This is a genomic window from Mycolicibacterium sp. P4_G11 (assembly GCF_056555145.1).
The window spans coordinates 521,400-543,722 of record NZ_JBFUJW010000003.1 but is presented as its reverse complement, the minus strand read 5'-3'; the positions used below and the strand labels follow the sequence as shown (position 1 = coordinate 543,722).

Genomic DNA, 22,323 nt, shown 5'->3' with positions numbered 1-22,323 from the left:
ATGCCGTACTGTGATGCCAACAGTATGTACTACGATTGCATTCGGCAAGCGGGAAAAGAGGCAGATGGCCACGGTCGAATACGGCGAACGTCCGCTCGCGCAGACGGTCGCGGCAGCCCGGGCTATGCGGCGCCTGGCCGGACTGCTGCTGGCGCTGGAGCGGGACCATCCCGTGGTGGACGACATGCTGGCCCGGTTCGCGGAATGGGAGGGTGTGCTGGCCGTGGCGGGCCCGCCGGACCTGACGCCGCGTATCGGTGCGGACGCCGGCGATGAGCAGCGCATCTACCTCGACCACGCATTCGACATCGGCGCCTACAACCCGTGCTTCCCCGAATACGCCTTCGACCACCTCGATGACGAAAGGGCGAGCGGGCGCGTGACCTTCCCGCTGGTGTACGAGGGGCCGCCGGGTCTGGTCAATGGCGGGTTCCTGGCCGTGTTCTTCGATTGCGTCACGCAACATCAGAGCTGCGCCGCGCAGCGGACCGGTAAGACCCGTGCGCTGACGCTGACCTTCCGGCGGCCGACACCGATCCTCACCGAGCTGCGCTTCGACATCGTGCGCGTGGAATCCGACGGCGCGGTCGTCTCGACGGCACGACTACTGCGGGACGACGACGTGCTCTGCATCGGTGAGTTCAGCACCGTGGCTTCTCGGCCCGCGCTACTCAGCGGTTTTCAATTCGGCAAGCGACGCAACGGATTCGAGGAATGATGACTGACGATCGTGTTCTCTACTCGGTCGACGACGACCACCGCATCGCGACCATCACGCTCAACGATCCGGCCAAGCGCAACTCTTACGACGCCACCATGCGTGATCAGCTGGCCCGATACCTCGATCAGGTCGCCGATGACGACGACATCACCGTGGTCCTACTGCGTGGCAACGGGGGAGTGTTCAGCACCGGGGCGGACATGAACAACGCCTACGGCTGGTACGGCTCGGGTGAGCAGCAGGCCAAGAGCCGGCCGAGCCAGCGACGACGACTCACAGTGGACCGCAAGTCATTCGGCTTCTATCACAACCTGATGGGCTTCCCGAAGGTCACCGTCGGCGAGATCAGTGGCTACGCGCTCGGCGGCGGCTTCGAGATGGCACTGATGACCGACATCTCGGTCATCGCCCGAGACACCCGGATCGGCATGCCCGCGACGCGGTTTCTCGGGCCGGCGCTCGGCAGCCTGCACATGTTCTTCCACCGGCTCGGCCCGGTGCTGGCGCGCAGACTGCTGCTCACCGGCGACATCGTCGAGGCCGGCACAGTCGAACATCTCGGAGTCTTCACCGAAACCTGCGCGCCGGAATCGGTTACCGCGAGAGCCCGGTACTGGGCCGCCAAAGCCGCGAAGATGCCCGCCGATGGTGTGGTCATCGCCAAAGAGGCGTTTCGTCTCGTCGAACAGAGCCAGGCTTACCAGGGTGAGGAAGTCGCGAGCTACCTGTTTCACGCATACGGCACGAATCTGCAGTTCGCGCCGGGTGAGTTCAACTTCGTCAAGACGCGCGGCGAGCACGGCACCAAGGAGGCCTTCCGGCTTCGCGACGAGCACTTCCGGGTAGATGAGCCGGGCTGACCGGTCTCGTATACTGTGAACGCAACAGTATCTGTTACAACCGGAAAAGTTGAGGTCGAGCATGCCCACACCCGTCATCGTCGGTGCCGTCCGGACAGCTATCGGCCGATCCTTCAAGGGGACCCTGGTCAACACGCCGCCGGAGACACTGATCACCACGGTGCTGCCCGAGGTGGTGCGCCGCGCCGGCGTCGACCCGAATGCGATCGATGACCTCATCTTCGCTGAATCCCACTACGGCGGTGGCGATCTCGCCCGGTATGCGGCGGACGCGACCGGCATGCAGCAGGTGCCCGGCCAGTCGGTGAACCGGCACTGCGCGGGCAGCCTCACCGCCATCGGCAACGCGTCCGCGCAGATCGGCTCGGGCATGGAGCGGGTGCTGATCGCCGGCGGAGTGCAGTCGCTGTCGATGACACCGCAGGTGAACTGGCGCATCCCGGGTCCGGAGCTGAAATTCGAAGAACGGTGGATGCCGCCGACGCACGTCGAGACGCCGGATGCTCCGGCCAAAGACATGTCGATCACCGTCGGCTGGAACACCGCGCAGGCCATGGGCATTACCCGCGAAGAGATGGACGCCTGGGCCGCGCGGTCACATCAGCGGGCCATCGCCGCGATCGATGCCGGCAAGTTCCTCGACGAGATCGTCCCCCTCAAGGTGCAATTGCCCGACGGCTCCGTCATCGACTTCAGCGTCGACGAGTTTCCGCGGCGCGATACCACCGCAGAGAAGCTCGCCCAGTTGAAGCCTTTGCATCCCGAGATCGAGGGGTTCTCGATCACCGCCGGCAACAGCAGCGGTACCAACGACGCTGCCGCCGCGGTCGCGATCGTCGACGCCGCCTACGCCGAGGCGGAGAACCTGACGAAGATGGCCACCGTGCGCGCGTGGGCGGCCGCCGGCGTCGCGCCGCGCGACACCGGCCTCGGCGCGGTGCGCGCGATCGGAAAGGTGCTGCAGCGGGCCGGATTGCAGCCGGCCGATGTGGCCCTGTGGGAGATCAATGAAGCGTTCGCCTCGGTGCCGATCGCTGCGTGCAAAGAATTCGGCCTCGCCGAGGAGAAGGTGAACTTCTCCGGAAGTGGCTGCAGCCTGGGGCATCCCATCGCGGCGTCGGGTGCCCGGATGGTGACGACACTGATCTACGAGCTGCAGCGCCGTGGTGGCGGGATCGGTGTCGCCGCGATGTGTGCCGGCGGCGGGCAGGGCGGCGCGGTCGTCATCGAGGTTTAGAACGAACTAGGAGCGCGGCGCCTTGCGGGTGCGGGGCGCCGGCTTCTTGTTGGCCTCGATCAGCCGTTCGGCCTGATCGAGGATGCATTCGAGCCCGAAGTCGAAGTTGTTCTCATCCGCTGTGCCGAGGTGGTGGCCCTCTTTGACGGCCCTGGCGAGCAGTGGTGTGGTCTCGGCATCAATGGTCATGGCGTCTTGGATATCGCCCGGCCCTTCGCCGTCGGCCTGGTTCTTGTCCCGAAGGCGTTGCAGCACAGCTGAACCACGGACGTGAACCGACACCGCCGAATAGATGTCGAATGCGTGCTCCGGCGACAGCCCGGCTTCCACCAAGCTCGCGATCGCCTTCTCGACCGCCTGCACGCCCAAGCGGGCGGCCCGCGGGCTCAGTGCTGAGCGGATGAGAATCAGGTCGCACAGAATCGGGTTGCCCACGAAAGTCTCACGCATCGTGCGGGCGTGGTTGCGCAGCGTCGAACGCCAATCTTTGGCTTCGACATACGGCGTGGCGAACACGTACTCGCGCAGGGCGCGGTCGGTCATCGCGTTGAGCAGGTCGTCCTTCTTGCGGAAGTACCAGTAGATGCTCGTGACGCCGACGCCGAGGTGTTTGCCCAGCAGCGGCATGCTGAGGTTGTCGATCGAAACCTGTTCTGCGAGTTCGAATGCCCCGTTGATGATGTCATCGGGATTGATCGAACCCCGCTCACGCCGCTGGCGCTTTTCGGCGGTTGCCACCTTTGCCACTGTGGGCACCTCCATCACGATCGATGCTGCGCAACTGTTGAATCTACCGTGTGCTGCCCTCTCGACTGGCACGTCCCTCTACTGTAAGACATATAGTAAGTGTTTCTGTGGACTATGGAGGGCAAGCGGTGGCAGACGAAGTTCTCGTCGAGCGGCAGGGTCGCATTCTCGTCATCACGATCAATCGTCCGGATTCGCGTAACGCGGTGAACCACGCGGTGAGTCAGGGCCTTGCCGACGCAGTCGACGAACTCGACTCCGACGCAAGCCTGTCGGTCGCCGTGATCACCGGAGCGGGTGGAAACTTCTGCGCCGGAATGGATCTGAAGGCGTTTGCGGCTGGTGAGCGCGTCGACATCCCGGGTCGCGGAATCGGCTTCACCGAACGCCCGCCGCGCAAGCCCCTGATCTCCGCGGTCGAGGGATATGCCCTGGCGGGTGGCACCGAGGTCGTGCTGGCCACGGACCTCGTAGTCGCCTCGCGCACTGCGAAGTTCGGCATCCCGGAGGTGAAACGTGGTCTGATCGCTGCCGGCGGCGGCTTGTTGCGACTGCCGCGCCGCATCCCGTTCCAGAAGGCGCTCGAGTTGGCCCTCACTGGCGACAGCTTCACCGCCGAGCAGGGGGAAGCGTGGGGTTTCGTCAACGTGCTGGCCGAACCGGGTGAGGCGCTGGCCGAGGCGATCACGCTCGCGGAACGGATCACCGCCAACGGGCCACTGGCCGTCGCGGCGACCAAGGAGGTTCTGGTCAAGGGCGCCAACTGGACCGACGATGAAATGTGGTCCAAGCAGCTTGAACTCATCATTCCGGTGTTCACGTCCAACGACGCCAAAGAGGGGTCCGTCGCGTTCGCCGAGAAGCGCGCCCCGAATTGGACCGGCACGTAGCGACTCATGGATCTGGGCGTTCGCGACGCGACCGCGGTGATCGTCGGTGGCGGCCGCGGCATGGGATTGGCCGCGGCCCGGTGTCTGGCCGACGACGGTGCGCGCGTCGCCGTGGTCGGCCGTACCCGTGAGGTGCTCGACGCGGCCACGGCTGAACTCACCGGTCGGGGCAGTCCGGACGCGGTCGGATTGGTTGCGGACATGTGCGACGCAGCTCAGGTCGATGACCTCTTCGCGCAGCTGAGCGAGCGGTGGGGCGGCGAGTTGAACATGCTCGTCAACGCCGCTGGGCCGACTACGGTGGGGAGCTTCGAGGACCTCACCGACGATCAGTGGCGCACCGCCGTCGATGACGGCGCGATGGGCATGGTGCGGTGTGTCCGAGCGGCACTTCCGTTGCTGCGCAAGGCATCGTGGGCCCGCATCGTCAACTTCTCGGCGCACTCGACGCAGCGGCAGAGTGTCATCCTGCCTGCCTACACCGCGGCCAAGGCTATGGTCACCAGCATCTCGAAAAACCTGTCGCTACTGCTGGCCCCCGACGAAATCCTGGTCAATGTGGTCTCGCCCGGAAGCATCGCCTCCGAGGCGCTCATCGGCTGGGCCGAATCGGTCGGTGTCGACGGCGCCGATCCCTACGCGCTGATGGCTGCAGTCGGTGAGCATTTCGGGCATCCCGCGCATCTGCCGCGCGCGGGACTTCCCGACGAAATAGGCGCTGTCGCTGCATTTTTGGTGTCGCGACGCAATTCGTACATGACCGGAGCCAACATCAACGTCGACGGCGGCAGCGACTTCAGCTGAGCCGTATCGCGGAGATACTGATAGGTGTACAGTATGGCCATACAAACGCCCGAGAGTGACGCCGAGGAGGCCCATCCGGTGACGGTTCCTGACCGCGTGGACACCGACGTCCAGAGTGCCGTGGTGCTCTACGAGGTTCGGGATACCGGCGTTGCGGTGGTGACCCTGAACCGGCCCGAGCGGATGAATGCCTGGGGTGACGGCCTCGCTGCCGCCTTCTACGCCGCTCTCGACTCGGCCGAGTCCGACCCGGCAGTACGGGCGATCGTGCTCACCGGCAGCGGGCGCGCGTTCTGCGCCGGCGCGGACATGGGTGATCTGTCGTCGATCAGCGGTACCGCCATCAGCGGCGACACGGACGTCGACAAGCTGGTGGGGGAGCGCCATCCGCTTTTCGTCACCACATTGCGCAAGCCTGTCATCGCCGCCATCAACGGTGCGTGCGCGGGCATCGGGATGACCCAGGCGCTGATGTGCGACGTCCGATTCGTCGCCCGGAGCGCCAAGTTCACCACTGCGTTCGCGCGTCGGGGACTGATCGCCGAGTACGGCATCTCCTGGATCCTGCCGCGGCTGATCGGTGTCAGCGCCGCCCTGGATCTGCTGCTGAGCGGGCGGAAGGTGGGCGCCGAGGAAGCGGTCGAGCTCGGGCTGGCGAAAGAGGTTGTCGCCGATGAGGACTTGCTGCCGCGGGCAATCGCGTATGCCGAAGATGTTGCGGCGCACTGCTCGCCGAGTTCGCTGGCGGTGATCAAGCAGCAGGTGTACTCGGACACCATGCGCGACGTCGTCAGTGCCAGCGCTCGCGCGGAGACGCTCATGCACGAGTCACTGCAGCGTCCCGACGTGATCGAAGGAATCACCAGTTTCTTCGAGAAGCGGTCTCCCCAGTTTCCGCCGTTGAAGGGGCAGTGCTGATGGTTTTGGAGCGAGCAGCGGAGCGGATCGCGCATCCGACGTTGGACTACCGGGCGATTGACGTCGACAACCACTACTACGAGCCCGTGGATTCCTGCACCCGCCATCTGCCGAAGGAGTTCAAGCGGCGCGGCGTCCAGATGGTGCAGGACGGGAAACGCACGTGGGCCGTGATGGGGGAGAAGGTCAATCACTTCATCCCGAATCCCACTTTCGACCCGATCATCGAACCAGGTTGCCTGGATCTGTTGTTCCGCGGCGAAATTCCGGACGGCGTCGATCCCGCGTCGCTGATGAAGGTGGACCGGATGGCCAACCATCCCGAATACCAGAATCGTGATGCCCGGGTGCAGGTGCTCGACAAGCAGAACCTCGAAACCGTGTTCATGCTCCCCACATTCGCCTGCGGCGTCGAGGAAGCGCTCAAGGGCGACATCGAGGCGACCATGGCGACGGTGCGCGCATTCAACCTATGGCTCGACGAGGACTGGGGTTTCAATCGTCCCGACGGCCGGATCATCTCTGCGCCGATCATCTCTCTGGCCGATCCGGCTGCGGCGGTCGACGAGGTCGAGTTCGTCCTCGGCCGCGGCGCCAAGCTGGTGCTGGTGCGTCCGGCCCCGGTGCCCGGCGTCGCCAAGCCACGGTCCCTGGGCGACCCCCTGCACGACCCGGTGTGGGCCCGGCTGGCCGAAGCCGGCGTACCCGTCGGATTCCACCTGAGCGACAGCGGCTACCTCGCCATCGCTGCCCTGTGGGGCGGCAAGGCGACGTTCGAGGGGTTCGGCAAGAAGGACCCGCTGGATCAGGTTCTGCTCGACGACCGCGCCATCCACGATTCGATGGCGTCGATGATCGTCCACCAGGTCTTCACCCGGCACCCGACGCTGAAGGTGGCCAGCATCGAAAACGGCTCGTACTTCGTCTACCGCCTGATCAAGCGGCTGAAGAAGGCCGCCAACAACGCGCCGTACCACTTCAAGGAGGACCCGGTCGAGCAGCTGCGCAACAACGTCTGGATCGCCCCGTATTACGAAGACGACGTGAAGTTGCTCGCCGAAACCATCGGCGTCGACAAGATTCTGTTCGGCTCCGACTGGCCGCACGGTGAAGGGCTCGCCGACCCGATGTCGTTCACCGCCGACATTCCGCAGTTCCCCGAGTTCAGCGCCGAGGACACCCGGAAAGTGATGCGCGACAACGCCTTGGACCTGCTCGGCGTCACGGTGGAGGCGACGGCCTAGCCGTCACCGTCGTGAGCGAATGGACCCTCGGCGCCGTCCTCGACGCCATCGCGGACGCGGTACCGGACCGCCTGATGACGGTCTGCGGTGAGCGCCGCAGCACCTATGCGCAGGTTGCCGACCGCACCCGGCTGCTGGCGAACTTCCTGGCCGGCAAGGGTTTTGGGGTTCACCGAGAACGACAGAGCCTGCAGCGCTGGGAGTGTGGCCAGGATCGGGTCGCGCTGATCATGCACAACGATCTGTACCCAGACATGCTGCTCGGCTGTCTGAAGGCGCGGGTTGTCCCCGTCAATGTCAATCACCAGTACACGCCCACAGAAGTCCACGAGCTGCTCGACTACCTCAAGCCGCGCGGGGTCATCTACCACCGGTCACTGGGCGCCAAGTTCGCCGACGTACTGCCCGCTGTTCGTCCGGACCTGCTGATCTCGGTCGACGACGGCAGCTCGGCGCCCGAACTGCCTGGCGCCATGACCTTGAATGACGCACTTGGACAAGGGGACCCGGATGCCGGTATCGAACCGAGTCCCGACGACGTACTGATGATCTGCACCGGCGGCACCACCGGACGCCCGAAAGGGGTGATGTGGCGCCAGGGCGACACGTACGTCGTGTCGATGAACGGCGCCGACCATTCGTCCGCCGCGGAGATCCACGAGAAGGTGCGCCACTGCGGTCCGCCGTGGTTCGCCGTGTCACCGCTCATGCACGCGGCCGGACTCTGGACCACACTTGCGGCAGTGCTCAGCGGCCAGACCGTGGTGCTCTACGACAATCGAGCCGCGTTCGACGCGCGCACCGTCTTGGAGACCGCCGAGCGCGAGCAGGTGGGCATGATGACGATGGTCGGCGACGCGTACGCGGGACCCCTGGTGGCGGAGCTGCAACGGCACCCCTACGATCTGTCGTCGCTGTCCGCGGTCGCGAGCGGAGGTGCGGCGACGAATCCGAAACACCAACGGGCGCTGCTGGAACTGCTGCCGAACATCACCGTGGTCAATGGGTACGGATCGTCAGAGACGGGAAACGTCGGGTTCGGTCGCAGCCGGCGCGACAATCACAAGGACACTTTCGAGCTGCGGGCCGGCGCCTCGGTGGTGGCGGCCGACCTGCACCGCTTCCTGCTCCCCGGTGACCCGGAGATCGGCTGGGTGGCCCGTGATGGCCGCATCCCACTCGGGTACTTCGACGATCCGGAAGCCACCTGCAAGACCTTTCCCGAGATCGATGGTCGTCGCGTGGTGATCTCCGGCGACCGCGGCCGGCTCGCCGCCGATGGCACGCTCGAACTGTTCGGCCGGGATTCGTTGGTGGTCAACACCGGCGGGGAGAAGGTGTTCGTCGAAGAGGTCGAACAGGTGCTGCGGGCGCACCCAGGCGTCGCCGACGCCCTGGTCGTCGGCAGGCCGAGCGAGCGGTGGGGCGAGGAAGTCGTCGCCCTGGTCGCCGTCCACGACCAGGGCGACGTGACACGCGAGGACTTGCACGCGTCCTGTGCGGCGCGCCTCGCCGGATTCAAAGTCCCGAAAGAGTTCCTCTTCGTCGACCAGATACGCCGGCTGGGCAACGGCAAAGCCGACTACCGCTGGGCCAAGAGAGTTTCCGACGGGCGGGTGATGACATGACAAGAGCAATCGACTGCCTGGTCAACGTGCACTTCGGGGAGACCGAACGGCAGCCGTCGTGGATGGTCAAAGTGCGGGACGACTATTTCAAGGGCCCCGACTCCATGTTCGCGCCGGTCGAGCTGTCGGGGCTGCTCGACGAGATGGACGCTCAGGGGGTCGCCAAGGCCATCCTGATGGACAACCTGGCGAGTCCGTCGGTGACCGCACGCAAATTTGTTGAGGCACAGCCGGATCGGTTCGCCCTGGCGCTGGGTGGAGTCAACCTGCTGCGTCCGATCCCGTCATTGCGCGAACTGGCCGCAGCTGCGGCGAACCTCCCGGTCGCGTATGCGGTTGTCGGACCGAGCTTTTGGGGTGACGGACAGTATCCGCCGAGTGACGCCGTGTACTACCCGCTCTACACCAAGTGCGCCGAACTGGAGCTCCCGCTCTGCGTCAACACCGGCCTCCCCGGCCCACCGATCCCCGGCGAGGTACAGAACCCCATCCATCTGGATCGGGTGTGTGTGCGCTTCCCCGAACTGAAGTTGTGCATGATCCACGGCGCGGATCCATGGTGGGACATCGCGATTCGGCTGCTCATCAAATACGACAACCTTCGGCTGATGACGTCGGCCTGGTCACCGAAGCGCCTGCCCGACAGCTTGCTGCACTACATGCGCACCCGCGGCCGCGACAAGGTGATCTACGCATCGGACTGGCCGGTGCTGAAGATGAGTCGCGTCGTCCCCGAGGCGCTGGCGCTCGACCTGCCGCCGGACGTGCTGGAGAACTACCTCTACGCCAACGCGAACGACTTCTTCTTCGGAAACCGGGAGAACTGAGGCCATGGACCGCTACGAGCTGCGCAGGCTGGACTACAGCCTGTCATCGGATCACCAAGCGCTGCAGGCGGCGTACCGCGAGTTCTTCACGGCACACTGCCCCATCGAGGTGGTGCGTGCTGCCGAAGAGTCGGGGTTCGACAAGAGTCTGTGGGAACGGTTGTGCGGCATGGGTGCAACGACCATGGCTTTGCCCGAGTCAGTGGGCGGCGACGGAGCGACCCTCGTCGACTTGACGCTGGTGGCCGAGGAGATCGGCCGGGTCCTGGCGCCGGTGCCCTGGATCGACCATGTCTGCGCGGCGCGGCTGCTCGGGCGATTCGGCGCGTTGGAAGCCGACGTCGTCAGCGGCAGGCAATTGGTCGGGTTCGACCCGGTCCAGGACAACCTGCCTGGCTCACTGCTGATTCCGGCCGGTTCGGTCGTCGAGCACATTCTGCTGCGGGACGGTGAGGACATCGTGCGGCTCACCTACGCTATCCGGCCGGCGAGGGTCGACAACATCGGTCGGCTGCCCATGGCCTGGATCGACCCCGACGCTGCCGACGCCAGGACTGTGGTGGCGAGTGGCCCGGCTGCCTGCGCGGAATATCAACGGGCGCTCGATGAATGGCGGCTGCTGACCGCCGCGGCGCTCGTGGGACTGGTCGAGGCGACCATGACCATCGCGGCGGAGTTTGCGAAGACCCGCTTCACCTTGGGGGTGCCGATCGGTTCGTTGCAAGCGATTTCGCATCCGTTGGCCAACATGGCAATCGTGGTGCAGAGTGGCCGGAACCTGGCGCGGCGGGCGGCGTGGTTCCTCGACAACGAACCGGACGCGAGGCCGGAGCTGGCACCGGCGGCGTTCGTGTTCATGGCCGACGAGGCGCCCCGCGCGGCGACGATGGCCGTGCACGTGCAAGGCGGGCTGGGGGTGTCCGAAGAAGCCGCTGCCACTGCTTATCTCGTGCGAGCGCGCGGGTGGGCGCTGGCAGCAGGCGATCCCGGGGCCACCGCAAGGCGCATCGGCGCGATTCTCGCGCAACGCGAAAGGGTGAGCTGACGTGGATTTCTCGACGGTCGAATTGTCGGATGAGGACCGGGCGTTCCGCGACGAGGTTCGAAAGCTGTTGCGCACCGTCGTCACCGACGAGGTGATCCGCCGTGACCGGGAAACCGGCGACAACTTCGATGAGGGCGTGCATCTCGCGTTGGGCGCCGCCGGATACCTCGAGGCCGAATGGAAGTCGGAGGCCGACGGCGGTTTCAGCCGGGTACGCCGGCGGATCTGGCAGCTGGAGAAGCGCCGTTTTCACGTGCCCTGGGTGACGTGGGGGACCACGGCCATGGTCGCCCACTCGGTGGCGACGTTCGGATCGCCCGAGCTGCGCGACGAGGTGCTGCCCGGGGTGTTCAGCGGTCAGGTCCGGCTCTGCTTGGGTTACACCGAGCCCGAAGGCGGCTCCGACGTGGCGACATGTAAGACCCGTGCCGTGCGCGATGGCGTCGGGTGGATCATCAATGGATCGAAGATGTTCACCACCGGCGCGCACAACTGCCGCTACGTTTTCCTCATCACCAACACCGATCCCGATGCGCCGAAACACCAGAGTCTGACCATGTTTCTGGTGCCGCTCGATACACCGGGCATCGAGATCCAGGGCATCCGTACCGTCGACGGCGACCGCACCAACATCGTGTACTACAGCGACGTACGCGTCGACGACCGCTACCGGCTCGGCGAGGTGAACGGTGGCTGGACGGTGCTGCGTGAACCGCTCAACACCGAGCACGGTGCCGTGGCAGCGGATCCCGACGGCCTGCAGGACGTGTCGATCATGATGCACCAGGCCGGTTTCATGGCCACCGCTGTCGACAAGGTCGCCGCTCGGACCGCGGCGGTGGGCGCCGATGGACATCGGCTCATCGATGACGCGTCGGTGGCATATCGGCTGGGCCGCAGCGCCGCTCGTATGGAGGCAGCGCTGAGTGCCCCGAGCATCTTCGGTCGGGTGGCGCTCGCGCAGACGATGCGGGACATCTCCCCGGAGCTGATGGACATCCTCGGAGCGGCGTCGGCGTTGCCCGTCGGTACCGAGGGAGCAGCCGACGACGGAGCGGCTGAATACGTGTACCGGTTCGCACCGCTGGTCGGCATCTATGGCGGCACCCTCGAGGTGTTCCGCAACATGATCGCCCAGCACGTTCTCGGGCTCGGAAAACCCGCTTACGCACCAGTTGGTGCACAGAAAGGATGATGTGAGCGACCAGATTGCCGACGTCGTACTGATCACCGGCGCCTTCGGGCAAGTCGGAAAGCGGTGTGCCGAGATCTTGCTCAGGCGAGGACGCACCGTCATCGCGATGGACCTGCAGAACGACAAGACCGCCGTGGTCGCAGACGAGCTCGCGGCCCGAACAGACGGTGGAACGCTCATCGTCGCGTACGCCGATCTGCTCGACGCCGAGACCATCGCCGAGTGCGTGAGCCGGCACAAGCCGGCAGCCATCGTGCACCTGGCAGCGATGCTGGCCCCCGCGTCCTACCGAAACCCGTTGCTGGCACGCAAGATCAACGTGGACGGGACCCACAACCTGGTGGCAGCCGCGCGGTCCCTTCCCGAACCTCCACTGTTCGTCGACGCGTCGAGCGCGTCGGTCTACGGATCGCGCAACCGGCACACCCATCCCGAACGCATCACCGCGCAGACGCCGGTGAACCCGATCGATCAATATGGCGAGGACAAGGTGCTCGCCGAAGAGGTGGTACGTGCCAGTGGGCTGCCGTACGCGGTGTTGCGCCTGGGTGGAGTGATCTCGACCGATGTCTCGGCCAACTTCAACGCCGACTACCTGGTGCTCATGCGCGCGACACCGCGGGACAATCAACTACACACGGTCGACGCCCGCGATGTCGCCCTCGCCTTCGCCAACGCCGTCGACCGTCGTGATGTGGTGAACGGCAAGACGTTGCTCATCGGTGGCGACGACACCCACATGCATGCATTCCGCGATGTCGAGGACGACATGATGGAGGCGGTCGGTGTCGGGCGGCTCGGTCCGTCGGCGAGCCTGCCCGGTGACCCGGACGACGAGCGGGGCTGGGGCTTCACGGGCTTCTTCGACACCACCGAAGCACAAGAGCTGCTGGAGTTCCAGGAACATTCGTGGTCCGCGACGCTGGGCTGGGTGGGAGATTCCCTGGGGCGTCTCCGCCCGGTCCTGCGCCTGCTGGGCCCCGTGATCCGCCCGGTGATCCGGACTGTGCTCGCGATCCAGCGAAAGGCCGAGCGCCGCGGCCGCTACGCCGACCCGTGGGCGCTGATCGAGAAGAACTATGGCCCAGGGGCGTTGGCCGGCGGACAGGCCAGATCAGGAGCCGGCGAACGTCGCTAGCTTCGGTGGCCGCACTGCCGCGGGATCGGGGTTGGCGATCGGCAGCCCCATGAACCGGCGGGCGTTGTCACCCATGAAGTCGTAGGTGCGTCGCTCGTCCATGCCTTCGGCGTAGTGCCAGTAGCCTTTTGGTTCGGCGAGGCCTTCGGGGTGCGGGTAGTCCGACCCGAACATCACCCGGTCCCATCCGACGGTGTTCACGACGTCCGCGACGCAGCCCTCCCAGAACGGGCTCACCCAGATGTTGCGCCGGAACACGTCGTGTGGATGTTCCGGAAAGTTCTGCGGCATCTTCTTGTACAAGTCGGCGAAATCGTGGAACAGCGGGTGAATCCACGAGCTGCCGTTCTCGACGCTGGCGACGCGCAGTTTCGGGAACCGGGTCAGTGTGCCGTGACAGATCAAGCTGGTGATCATGTCCGCGATCTCGCGGTGGCCCAGGACCATCCACCGAAAGGCGCTCTGCGCCATGAAGCTCTGGGTGTGCGGCGGTTCCCACTGGTTGACGTATGCATCCAGCGGCGGATAGCTCGCGTGCAGCACGACCGGCAGGCCCGCGGCCTCCAGGTCGCGCCAGAACGGGTCGAACTCCGGTAGGGCGGGGGAGCGCCAACCACGAATCCCGTTGACGGGTCCCGGTTTGATGAGGGCGACCCGTACGCCGTTGTCGAGCAGGTACTCGAGTTCGCGCTGCGCGCCGTCCACCTCGGACAGGTTGATGATCGGCGTCGAGTACACCCGATCCTCGTAGTTGAAGGTCCAGTGCTCGAGCATCCACTGATTCAGCGCGTGGATCACCGCCAGCGACAGTTCGGGATCGTCGGCGGTGGCATGTTCGATGAGGCTGGCCAGCGTCGGGTAGTTCAAGGCCTCGAGCACGCCCTGGCGGTCGAGTTCCTTGACCCGGTCTTCGGGATTGCGGGTGGCCGTCGGCGCTTCGATTGCGGCGCCCTGCATTTCGCGCAGGGTCAGGCCATCGGGGTTCTCGCCGGCGAAGAACTTCTCGTGGGCCCCGGGTGCGGCGACGCGTTCGAACGTCGGGTTCGGGATGAAGTCGTTGACCCGGCCGTTGATCACGATGCGGGTCTGCTTCCCGAACTTCGCGAATTGCACAGCTCGTGAGTACTTTTCGGGCAGGTATTTGGTCAGTGCCTCGGCCGTCTCATACATGTGTTGGTCGGCGTCGAAGATCGGCGCTGTACGGAATTGCGTCATGGCAGGGCCGCCGTCCCCTTGGATGCGCCGCGGGCGATCACCTTGGGCATCGACGTCGACGAACTGGTGTTCAAGATGGTGTGCACCACGTTGACCAGATCTTCGACCGGCATCAATTTGCCGGGCAGGCAGCCGCCGGACATCCACAGTGGCACCGCCTTTGCGGCCAGTTCCATGTCCCAGTCGGCGTTCATGCCGGTCTGACCCTCGCCGGTGCCGCCACCGCATTCGCCGACGATCAGACACGTGAAGCCGATGTCGGGATGCTCGGCCCGCCAGGCGTCGACGAGCCGTTCGAGTGCCGCCTTGCTCACCCCGTAGGCGCCGAGCCCCGGCCACGGCGGCCCGAAAGTGCCTGCGTCCGAGGACAGGTACACGGCCTTACCCGCCGACGCCGTGAGGTAGGGGATGGCCGCGGTCGTCGCGAGTGATGCGCCGATCACGTTGGTGTCGAAGATGCGCCGCCAAAGGTCGGCTTCGGTGTCGACGAGTCGAATCACGGGGCCGACGGCGGGGGTGTAGATGAGGTTGTCGATGCCGCCCAGGGTGTCGGCGGCAGCGTCGATGGCCGATGTCACCGACGCTTCGTCGGTGACATCGCATTCGAGCGCGACGGCCTGGGGCCCAGCTTCTTTCGCGGCGTTCTCCAGCCGCGTCAGGCGCCGCGCCAGCAGCGCGACCTGCGCGCCGCGCTGTGCCAGGCCGACGCCGATGCAGCGGCCGAGGCCGCTCGAGGCCCCGATCACTACCGTTCTCGACATCGTTGTCACCTCGTGAGAATCGTGGCCGCGGCGGTGCCGGGTGCACCGTATAACTGCGCGAAGCCGACTTTCGGCTCGCCGGGCACCTGGCGGTCCCCGGCCTGCCCCCGCAGCTGTCGGACCAATTCGTGGATTTGCCGCAGGCCCGATGCGCCGATTGGTTCGCCGTTGGCGATGAGCCCGCCGTCGGTGTTGACCGGCATACTGCCGCCTATTTCGGTGGCGCCGTCGGCGAGGAGCTTCTCCTGGTCTCCGTGTCCGCAGAATCCGCACTCGGCCATGTGAATGATCTCCGCACCGGCATCGGTGTCCTGCAGTTGGATCACGTCGACGTCTTCCGGTGCGACATCTGCCTTTTCGAAGGCGGCCCGCGCCGCGTACACGGTCGGGGACGCGCCTTCCTCGACGGGCGCAAAGGTCGTGTTCACCTCGTAGGTGCCGTACGACCGGGTGCGGATTTCGACGGCGCGCAGATAGACGGGCTTATCGGTGTACCGGTGGGCGATCTCGGCGCGGCACATCACCACCGCGGCGGCGCCCTCATCGGGTGCGCAGAACATGTACTGCGTCAGCGGGTAGTTCAGCATCGCGGAGCCCAGGATGTCTTCCTCCGAAATCGGCTTACGCCGGAAGGCATTCGGATTCAGCGCGCCGTTGCGGAAGTTCTTGGCTGCGGCCCTGGCCAGCGTCTGCTGCGAGATCCCGTGGTCGTTCAGATACCGGTTGGCCTTCATACCGAAGAACTGGGTGGTGAGGTACTGCCCGTTCTCGGCGTACCAGCTGGGCATACCGACCAGGGCGGGGTCTTCGGTGAAGGCGCCGCGCGGATGCTTGTCCAATCCGACTGCGACGCCGATCTCGTAGTCGCCCAGACGGATTCCATCGGCACACGTCTTGACCGCGCTGGCCGCGGTCGCGCACGCGTTGAACACGTTGGTGAACGGAATGCCGCTCAAGCCCACCATGCCCACGATGGCATCGGGATTCGCGACGGTCCAACTGCCGCCGGTCGCGGCGCCGATATCGCTCCACTCGACGCCGGCGTCGGCGACGGCGGCGAAGATCGCGTCGACGCCCATCTGCATTGCCGACTTGCCGTCGAACCGCCCGAACGGGTGCAGGCCGACACCTATGATCGCTACGTCGTGCATCAGGCGATGGCTCCTGCCTTCTTGAGGGCTTCGATACGGTCCCAGTCGATCCCGAGTTCGGACAGGACGAGCTCGGTGTGCTCGGAGGCCTGCGGGGCGCGGGTCGTTTCCAGGGGCTCGTGGTTGAACTGCACCGGCCCGCGGACCACCCGGAACGGCTGCTCACCGACCCCGGCCTCGACTTCGACGATCATGTCGTTGGCGATGGCCTGTTCGTCGGTGGCGAGGTCGAGGAAGCTCTGGAACGGCGCCCATTGACCTTTCATGGTCTTGAGGTGCTGTCGCCAGTAGTCGAACGGCTTGCCGCCGATCGCCGCACTGATGAGAGCTGCAGCCGCCGAGGCATTTTCGATCAGCGGCAGCACGTCGCTGAAGCGCGGGTCGTCGGCCAGCTCGGCGAGACCGAGGTGCTCGAAGGCATCGCGGATGTAGCCGGTCGGGCTGACGATGCACAGGTTGATGGTGCCGCCGTCCGACGTCAGATAGTTGGCCATGAAGGGGTTGACGCTCGGACCCGTGTCATCCGGCAGGAGCGACCGCATCGTCTCGCCCGTCTCCATGCCCTGCGTCATGCTTGCACCGGCTGCCCACCACGCGGTGCTCAGCAGTGAGACGTCCAGCTCGACCGCTTCGCTGGTGCGCTCGCGGTGGAACAGCGCCGCCGAGATGCCGCCGGCGATGTTCGCCCCGCCGATCGAATCGCCGAACGCCGGAATGCCTTGCGACAACGCGCCACCCAGCCCTTCGGGCGTCAGTGAATGCCCAACCCCGCTGCGGGTCCAGAACGCGGTGCCGTCGAAGCCGCCGACATCGCGTTCAGGACCTTTATCGCCGTACGCGCTGCCGCGGGCGTAGATGATGTTGGGGTTCACCGCGCGGATGTGCTCGATGTCGAATTTGTGCTTCTGGCGGGCCGCGGGCAGGTAGTTGGTGAGGAAGACGTCGGCCGTCTTGGCGATCTCGTAGAGCACCTCCTGGCCGTCGGGGGTGGACACGTCGATGCCGACGCTGCGCTTGCCGCGGTTCGGGTGCTCGATGAGTGGGTGCCGGTCGGGGTCGAGCTGAAACCCGCCCATGTTGATGAAGCCGCGCTGGGTGTCGCCGCGCACCGGGTGCTCCACCTTGATGACGTCGGCGCCCCAGTCGGCGAGGAGGGCGCCGGCCGCCGGCACGAACGTGAATTGCGCGACCTCGAGGACGCGAACGCCTTGCATCACCTTGACCATGCCGTCACTCCGCCGCGCTGAACTTGACCGGCAGTGCCGTAGGTGAACGGAACGGCTGGCCGTAGATGTGGGGGTCGTCGTCGGTGACGAGCTCGATGTCGGTCAGACGCGTCAGCAGGCACTCGAGCGCCACCCGGGTTTCCATACGTGCCAGATGCAGGCCCATACAGGTGTGCTCGCCGGCGGCAAAGGAGATGTGCGGCAGGTGCTTTCGGAAGATGTCGAATTCCTCTGCGCGGTCCCACCGGTGTTCGTCGCGGTTCGCCGAGCCGATGCACACGTCGATCACAGCGCCCGCCGGTACCTCGACACCCTCGAGTTCGGTGTCCTCGGTCGCGTACCGCTGCACCGTGGTCAGCGGTGTCTCATACCGCAGGCCCTCTTCGATGGCGTCGCCGATGAGCGCGGGATCGTCCCGAATCGCCTGGAACTGTTCTCGATGAGTCAGCAACAGGTACAACAGATTTCCCGACGAGCGGTAGGTGGTCTCGAGACCAGCGGGCAGTAGGAGCCGCAGGAACGAGTAGATCGCCTCGTCTGTGAGTTTTTCACCGTCGATCTCGGCGGCGACCAGGTCGCCGATGATGTCTTCGGTGGGATTGCTGCGCCGCTGCTCGATCTGCTGCAGGAAGTAGTCCTTGAGTGCGGCCGAGGCTTCGAACGCGCGCCGGTACTTGACGGCGTAGCTGATCAGTTCGACCGCGCGCTGCCGGAACCAGGGGAGGTCTGCCTCGGGCAATCCCAACAGCTTCGAGATGACGCGGGTCGGGAATTCCATGGTGAAGTCGGTGACCAGATCGGCGGTGCCGGCATCGATGAATTCGTCGACGAGTTCATTGACGACGGGGCGGACGATCTCGGGTTCCCACCGCGCCAGTGACTTCGACTTGAACGCCGCGGACACCAGATTGCGGTGCTGCCAGTGTGGCTTGCCCTCCATCGCCAGGATGGTGGGTCCGATGAACAGCCCGATGGTGCTGTCGTAGATGTGCGAATTGAAGACCCGGCCGTCGCGGAAGACCCGGTTGACCGCGTCGAACGACACCGCGGCGTACATGTGTGCGGGCTTGAACTCCTCGGGCGTATTCGACCAGTCCATGACGCTGCCCCGAAAAGCGCCGCCTTCCTTGCGCTTCTGGGCGAATACGACGTACGGGTCACGGAGGAGGTCGACACCCTCGTCGACGTCGGCGTCCTGAACGAGACTCACCACCTCAAACTGACGGGCATCCGGCTATTGCTACCGTAAACCTTACAGTAGATACCGTTGCAACGTCAGGTGGTTTGTTGAAGTGCTACTGTCCGCCAATGGGTGACGGTGCGGAACCTGAGGAGTTGCGGGCGATTCTCGACCGGCAGCGGCAGGCCTTTCTGGCCGACCGATTCCCGGGAGTCGCAGTGCGGCGCAACCGCATCGACCGACTGGTTGCCCTCGTGCTGGACAACGCCGAAGCCTTCGCCGAGGCGATGGCGGCGGACTACGGCACCAGGGCGAAGGCCGGGTCGTTGTTCACCGAGGTTCTCGGCATGATGTCGGTGATCGAGCACACCAGATCGCATGTGCCGCAATGGATGCAATCGACGAAGCCGATCCGGGCCGCGCGGATGCTGGGCCTGCGCGCGGAGGTACTGCCCTGCCCGCTGGGGGTGGTCGGCGTCATCGGACCGTGGAACTTCCCGCTCAACCTTGTGGTGTTGCCCGCTGTGGCGGCGTTCGCCGCCGGCAATCGGGTGATGATCAAGATGTCGGAGATCACGGCGCAGACCGCGGTATTGATGACGACGCTCGTGCCGAGGTATTTCGACCAGGCGGAGCTCGCCGTCGTGACAGGCGGACCCGAGGTGGCGGCCGCCTTTTCCGAGTTGCCCTTCGACCACCTCTTTTTCACCGGTTCACCCGCGGTGGGAGCCAAGGTGGCGGAGGCCGCCGGACGCAGCCTGGTGCCCGTGACACTCGAACTCGGGGGCAAGAACCCCGTGGTGGTGTCGCGGGCCGCGAATCTGACCCGTGCGGCGACCCGGATCGCGCAGGGCCGGATGATCAACGGGGGACAGGTATGTGTCAGCCCCGATCTTGTCTTCGTGCCCGACGACCGGCTCCGTGAGTTCGTCGATGCGGCGCGAAACACGTTGCGGTCCATGTTCGGATCGATCGTCGGCAACGGCGACTACTGCTCCTCGGTCAATGAGGCGAACTTCGACCGGGTGCTCGCGTTGATCGACGACGCACGAGAGAAGGGCGCCGTGGTCGAGGTCATCGCTCCGCCCGGCGAGGTGCTACCGAACCGGCGCACCCGCAAGATTGCTCCGACCATCGTCCGCGACGTCGACGACCGGATGCGCATCACCGCCGAGGAGATCTTCGGTCCGGTGCTGGTGGTGCGGGCGTACTCGACTGTCGGCGACGTGGCCGACTACCTCAATGGGAAGCCCGCCCCGCTCGTTGCCTATTGGTTCGGGCCGGACGACGAGGAGTTCCGGGCCTTCGTGCGCGACACCCGAAGCGGCGGGGTGGCGCGCAATGACTTTGCGGCTCAGATGATCCCGTCGGCTGTGCCGTTCGGCGGCGTCGGCACCAGCGGCACAGGCGCGTACCACGGGAAGGCCGGCTTCGACACGTTCAGCCACTACCGGTCTGTGGTCGGCACCGATCTGCCGTTCAGCATCACCGGCCGCGCGGCGCCGCCGTTCACGAAGTCGATGCGGTCGAGTACCGAGCTGGCCCTCTGGCTGGCGCGCCGCAGGAACCGGCGCCGGCTCCGGCTGGGTCAGGCCGGCGCCTCGTAGAACTGCGTCGCCCACTTACGCATTGCCATATAGGGTTTCGCGTCTGCCTTCGACAGCGCTGGGTGCTCGATGTACTCCTGGTGGCGCCAGATGTCGAGGTCCTCCCACACCGTCTGCAGGAATCGCTTTTCGACGTGCTCGCGCACCTCGTCAGGTGGCACGTCGGACATGTCACCAGGACGGCGCGGCCACCAGATCGAATAGAACATGTCCGAGTAACCGTCCTCGACCGGCGTGCAGGCGAAGATCAGCCGGTGGTTCGACGAGCCCTCGAAGGCGCTGACCGCGAAGCCGAGGCCCGAGAAATGGCTGTGGATATACAGCGCCATCTTGTCCGGGTCGTCGCTGCGCGCGTCCGGCCACCCGGTGAGGAAGCGCCACTCTTCGTCGACGGCTTCCCAGTTCAGGCACACTGGCGTGACGGTGGCGCCGTGGACGTAGTGGAAGTGCGCACTGTCCGGACCGTTCTCGGCGACGACCTGCGGGTGCACGGGCTCGCGTTCGGCGCGACGCGAAAACTCCGGATATGGACGGTAATACGCGTCGCGGTCGGTGGGGAACTGCGGGAATTTGCCGAACAGGTCGGGCAATTCCCATTGGGGTTCCGAGCCGGCGGGCTGATACCAGGCGAACACACATCCGTACTGTTCCCGAACCGGAAACACGCGGAGCCGCAGCGCTTTGTTCGGCCGGTCCGGCTGATAGGGGATGTAGCGGTTGGTGCCGTCCGGGCCCCACCGCCAGCCGTGGAACGGGCACTCAACACAGTCGCCAACGACCTTGCCGCCGTGGCCGATGTGCGCACCGAGATGCCTGCAGTGGGCCGAAAGCAGGTGCAGCTCACCCGACTCGTCGCGGTAGGCGACCAGGTCTTCACCGAAGTATCGCAGCGGACGTACCTCTCCCGCGGCGAACTCCTGCGACCAGCCGATCATGAACCAGCCGGTGACCTTCCAGGTGAACGGGACTTTCACGGTGCCTCCGTCTGAAATCGTGGCTGCGCAATGATGGTTTCGCCGAATGCCTTGATGTAGTCGACCGCAGCGTCGACGCTCGACCCGTCGACGTGGACGACAGCCCAGGTGGCGCCGTAGCCGGCCAATTCGTCGAGCATGTCGCGGGCGCGCCGAACCGCGGGTTCGTCGTCGAGATCGACTTCGGGGCACAAGATCTGGATGTCCAGTTTGTTCGGGTCGCGTCCGGCAGCATCGAGTCGGCCGCGCAACGTGTCCACCGCTGAACCGAACTGGCGCGCGTCCGAAATAGCGACGGTCCGCATGCTCGCCGCGTATTCCGGCGGGGAGATCACGGGCATCCAGCCGGTCCCGTATTCGACGACGCGGCGTATCGCGGCGCGGCCATTGCCGCCGATCCACAGTGGCGGGTGTGGCCGTTGCACGGGGCGCTGCAGCCAGAGTTCATCGACGGCGCCGAACGCCCTGCCGGACACCGGAATTTCGGGATCCATCCAGATCGACCACAACGCGGCGAGGGCTTCGTCGAGAAGTTCGGCGCGGCGATCGAAATCCACCCCGAGCGCGGCGAATTCGGAGCGGAGGTACCCGGCCCCGACACCGGCGATGAGCCGGCCGCCCGAGACGAGGTCCAGCGAGGACAGTGCTTTGGCCGACAGGTATGGGTTGCGAAACGGCAGCACATACAAGTTGGTCAGCAGCCTGATCGTCGACGTCACACCCGCCATGAACCCGAGTGCCGCGATCGGATCGAGGGTGTCGTGCCCACCGCGGCGGCGCCACTTCGCCGACGGCGCCGGGTGCTCGCTGAGGGCCACGGCGGAGAACCACGATGCCTCGGCCTGTTGGCACACCTGGCGGATCGCCTCGGGGTGCAGGAAACCGTCTGCGGCGGTGGGTGATTCGACGGGATATTCGAGGGTGAACTTCACTGACGCCAGCTCCTGAATGGTCC

General features: G+C 65.7%; 21 protein-coding genes. 13 read left to right on the top strand and 8 right to left on the bottom strand.

The genetic code is table 11. From position 1 onward, the window contains the following. Window positions 1-64: 64 nt before the first annotated feature. The 3 genes from AC1U2B_RS08575 to AC1U2B_RS08565 all read left to right on the top strand — a co-directional run bounded on the left by AC1U2B_RS08575 (window position 65) and on the right by AC1U2B_RS08565 (window position 2,818). Entirely contained in the window at window positions 65-718 is a 654-nt protein-coding gene (locus AC1U2B_RS08575; RefSeq protein WP_480216454.1) for a hotdog family protein, read from the top strand. Then, complete coding sequence (locus AC1U2B_RS08570; protein WP_480216453.1) at window positions 718-1,581, top strand: enoyl-CoA hydratase/isomerase family protein; 864 nt, start codon at window positions 718-720, stop codon at window positions 1,579-1,581. Before AC1U2B_RS08575 ends, AC1U2B_RS08570 begins: the two co-directional genes overlap by 1 nt. A gap of 61 nt (window positions 1,582-1,642) precedes the next feature. Continuing rightward, entirely contained in the window at window positions 1,643-2,818 is a 1,176-nt protein-coding gene (locus AC1U2B_RS08565; protein WP_480216452.1) for a thiolase family protein, read from the top strand. Between the two features lie 6 nt (window positions 2,819-2,824). On the opposite strand, the gene AC1U2B_RS08560 is transcribed toward AC1U2B_RS08565, so the two are convergent. Further along, entirely contained in the window at window positions 2,825-3,565 is a 741-nt protein-coding gene (locus tag AC1U2B_RS08560; protein ID WP_480216451.1) for a TetR/AcrR family transcriptional regulator, read from the bottom strand. A gap of 128 nt (window positions 3,566-3,693) precedes the next feature. Between AC1U2B_RS08560 and AC1U2B_RS08555 the strand changes: the two genes are divergently transcribed. The 9 genes from AC1U2B_RS08555 (at window position 3,694) to AC1U2B_RS08515 (ending at window position 13,254) form a co-directional block, all read left to right on the top strand. After that, a complete protein-coding gene (locus tag AC1U2B_RS08555; RefSeq protein WP_480216450.1) occupies window positions 3,694-4,455 on the top strand; it encodes a crotonase/enoyl-CoA hydratase family protein in 762 nt (253 codons plus the stop codon). Between the two features lie 6 nt (window positions 4,456-4,461). Beyond that, window positions 4,462-5,259: an SDR family NAD(P)-dependent oxidoreductase gene (locus tag AC1U2B_RS08550; protein ID WP_480216449.1), complete on the top strand. Its 798-nt coding sequence runs from the start codon at window positions 4,462-4,464 to the stop codon at window positions 5,257-5,259. A 78-nt stretch (window positions 5,260-5,337) separates the two neighbouring features. Further along, complete coding sequence (locus AC1U2B_RS08545) at window positions 5,338-6,177, top strand: enoyl-CoA hydratase (RefSeq protein WP_480216606.1); 840 nt, start codon at window positions 5,338-5,340, stop codon at window positions 6,175-6,177. Next, on the top strand, window positions 6,177-7,421 hold the full coding sequence (locus AC1U2B_RS08540) for an amidohydrolase family protein (RefSeq protein WP_480216448.1): 1,245 nt from the start codon (window positions 6,177-6,179) through the stop codon (window positions 7,419-7,421). Before AC1U2B_RS08545 ends, AC1U2B_RS08540 begins: the two co-directional genes overlap by 1 nt. A gap of 11 nt (window positions 7,422-7,432) precedes the next feature. Next, on the top strand, window positions 7,433-9,049 hold the full coding sequence (locus tag AC1U2B_RS08535) for an acyl-CoA synthetase (RefSeq protein ID WP_480216447.1): 1,617 nt from the start codon (window positions 7,433-7,435) through the stop codon (window positions 9,047-9,049). Beyond that, window positions 9,046-9,876: an amidohydrolase family protein gene (locus tag AC1U2B_RS08530; protein WP_480216446.1), complete on the top strand. Its 831-nt coding sequence runs from the start codon at window positions 9,046-9,048 to the stop codon at window positions 9,874-9,876. The genes AC1U2B_RS08535 and AC1U2B_RS08530 overlap by 4 nt, the downstream gene beginning before the upstream one ends. Before the next feature lie 4 nt (window positions 9,877-9,880). After that, on the top strand, window positions 9,881-10,921 hold the full coding sequence (locus AC1U2B_RS08525; RefSeq protein WP_480216445.1) for an acyl-CoA dehydrogenase family protein: 1,041 nt from the start codon (window positions 9,881-9,883) through the stop codon (window positions 10,919-10,921). Between the two features lies 1 nt (window position 10,922). Further along, entirely contained in the window at window positions 10,923-12,116 is a 1,194-nt protein-coding gene (locus tag AC1U2B_RS08520; protein ID WP_480216444.1) for an acyl-CoA dehydrogenase family protein, read from the top strand. Window position 12,117: 1 nt separating this feature from the next. After that, window positions 12,118-13,254 (top strand): NAD-dependent epimerase/dehydratase family protein, encoded by a 1,137-nt coding sequence (locus tag AC1U2B_RS08515; RefSeq protein ID WP_480216443.1) that lies wholly within the window; start codon window positions 12,118-12,120, stop codon window positions 13,252-13,254. Here the strand turns inward: AC1U2B_RS08515 and AC1U2B_RS08510 are convergent. Genes AC1U2B_RS08510 through AC1U2B_RS08490 form a run of 5 tightly spaced genes read right to left on the bottom strand, consistent with a single transcriptional unit; the run spans window position 13,231 to window position 18,820 of the window. Then, window positions 13,231-14,469, bottom strand: coding sequence for an amidohydrolase family protein (locus tag AC1U2B_RS08510; RefSeq protein ID WP_480216442.1), 1,239 nt, complete (start codon window positions 14,467-14,469; stop codon window positions 13,231-13,233). The two genes, AC1U2B_RS08515 and AC1U2B_RS08510, sit on opposite strands and share 24 nt — an antisense overlap. Continuing rightward, window positions 14,466-15,230, bottom strand: coding sequence for an SDR family oxidoreductase (locus tag AC1U2B_RS08505; RefSeq protein ID WP_480216441.1), 765 nt, complete (start codon window positions 15,228-15,230; stop codon window positions 14,466-14,468). The genes AC1U2B_RS08510 and AC1U2B_RS08505 overlap by 4 nt, the downstream gene beginning before the upstream one ends. Window positions 15,231-15,235: 5 nt before the next feature. Then, window positions 15,236-16,381, bottom strand: a complete 1,146-nt coding sequence (locus AC1U2B_RS08500) for a thiolase family protein (RefSeq protein ID WP_480216440.1) — start codon at window positions 16,379-16,381, stop codon at window positions 15,236-15,238. Next, a complete protein-coding gene (locus AC1U2B_RS08495) occupies window positions 16,381-17,607 on the bottom strand; it encodes a CaiB/BaiF CoA transferase family protein (protein WP_480216439.1) in 1,227 nt (408 codons plus the stop codon). Before AC1U2B_RS08495 ends, AC1U2B_RS08500 begins: the two co-directional genes overlap by 1 nt. Before the next feature lie 4 nt (window positions 17,608-17,611). Next, window positions 17,612-18,820 (bottom strand): cytochrome P450, encoded by a 1,209-nt coding sequence (locus tag AC1U2B_RS08490; RefSeq protein ID WP_480216438.1) that lies wholly within the window; start codon window positions 18,818-18,820, stop codon window positions 17,612-17,614. 95 nt (window positions 18,821-18,915) lie between these two features. Here AC1U2B_RS08490 and AC1U2B_RS08485 point away from each other — a divergent pair, with 95 nt between their 5' ends. Next, a complete protein-coding gene (locus AC1U2B_RS08485; RefSeq protein WP_480216437.1) occupies window positions 18,916-20,394 on the top strand; it encodes an aldehyde dehydrogenase family protein in 1,479 nt (492 codons plus the stop codon). Here the strand turns inward: AC1U2B_RS08485 and AC1U2B_RS08480 are convergent. Both AC1U2B_RS08480 and AC1U2B_RS08475 read right to left on the bottom strand, forming a co-directional pair. Further along, entirely contained in the window at window positions 20,376-21,368 is a 993-nt protein-coding gene (locus AC1U2B_RS08480) for an aromatic ring-hydroxylating oxygenase subunit alpha (RefSeq protein ID WP_480216436.1), read from the bottom strand. The two genes, AC1U2B_RS08485 and AC1U2B_RS08480, sit on opposite strands and share 19 nt — an antisense overlap. Then, window positions 21,365-22,300, bottom strand: a complete 936-nt coding sequence (locus tag AC1U2B_RS08475; protein ID WP_480216435.1) for a TIGR03619 family F420-dependent LLM class oxidoreductase — start codon at window positions 22,298-22,300, stop codon at window positions 21,365-21,367. Before AC1U2B_RS08475 ends, AC1U2B_RS08480 begins: the two co-directional genes overlap by 4 nt. Window positions 22,301-22,323 lie beyond the last annotated feature (23 nt).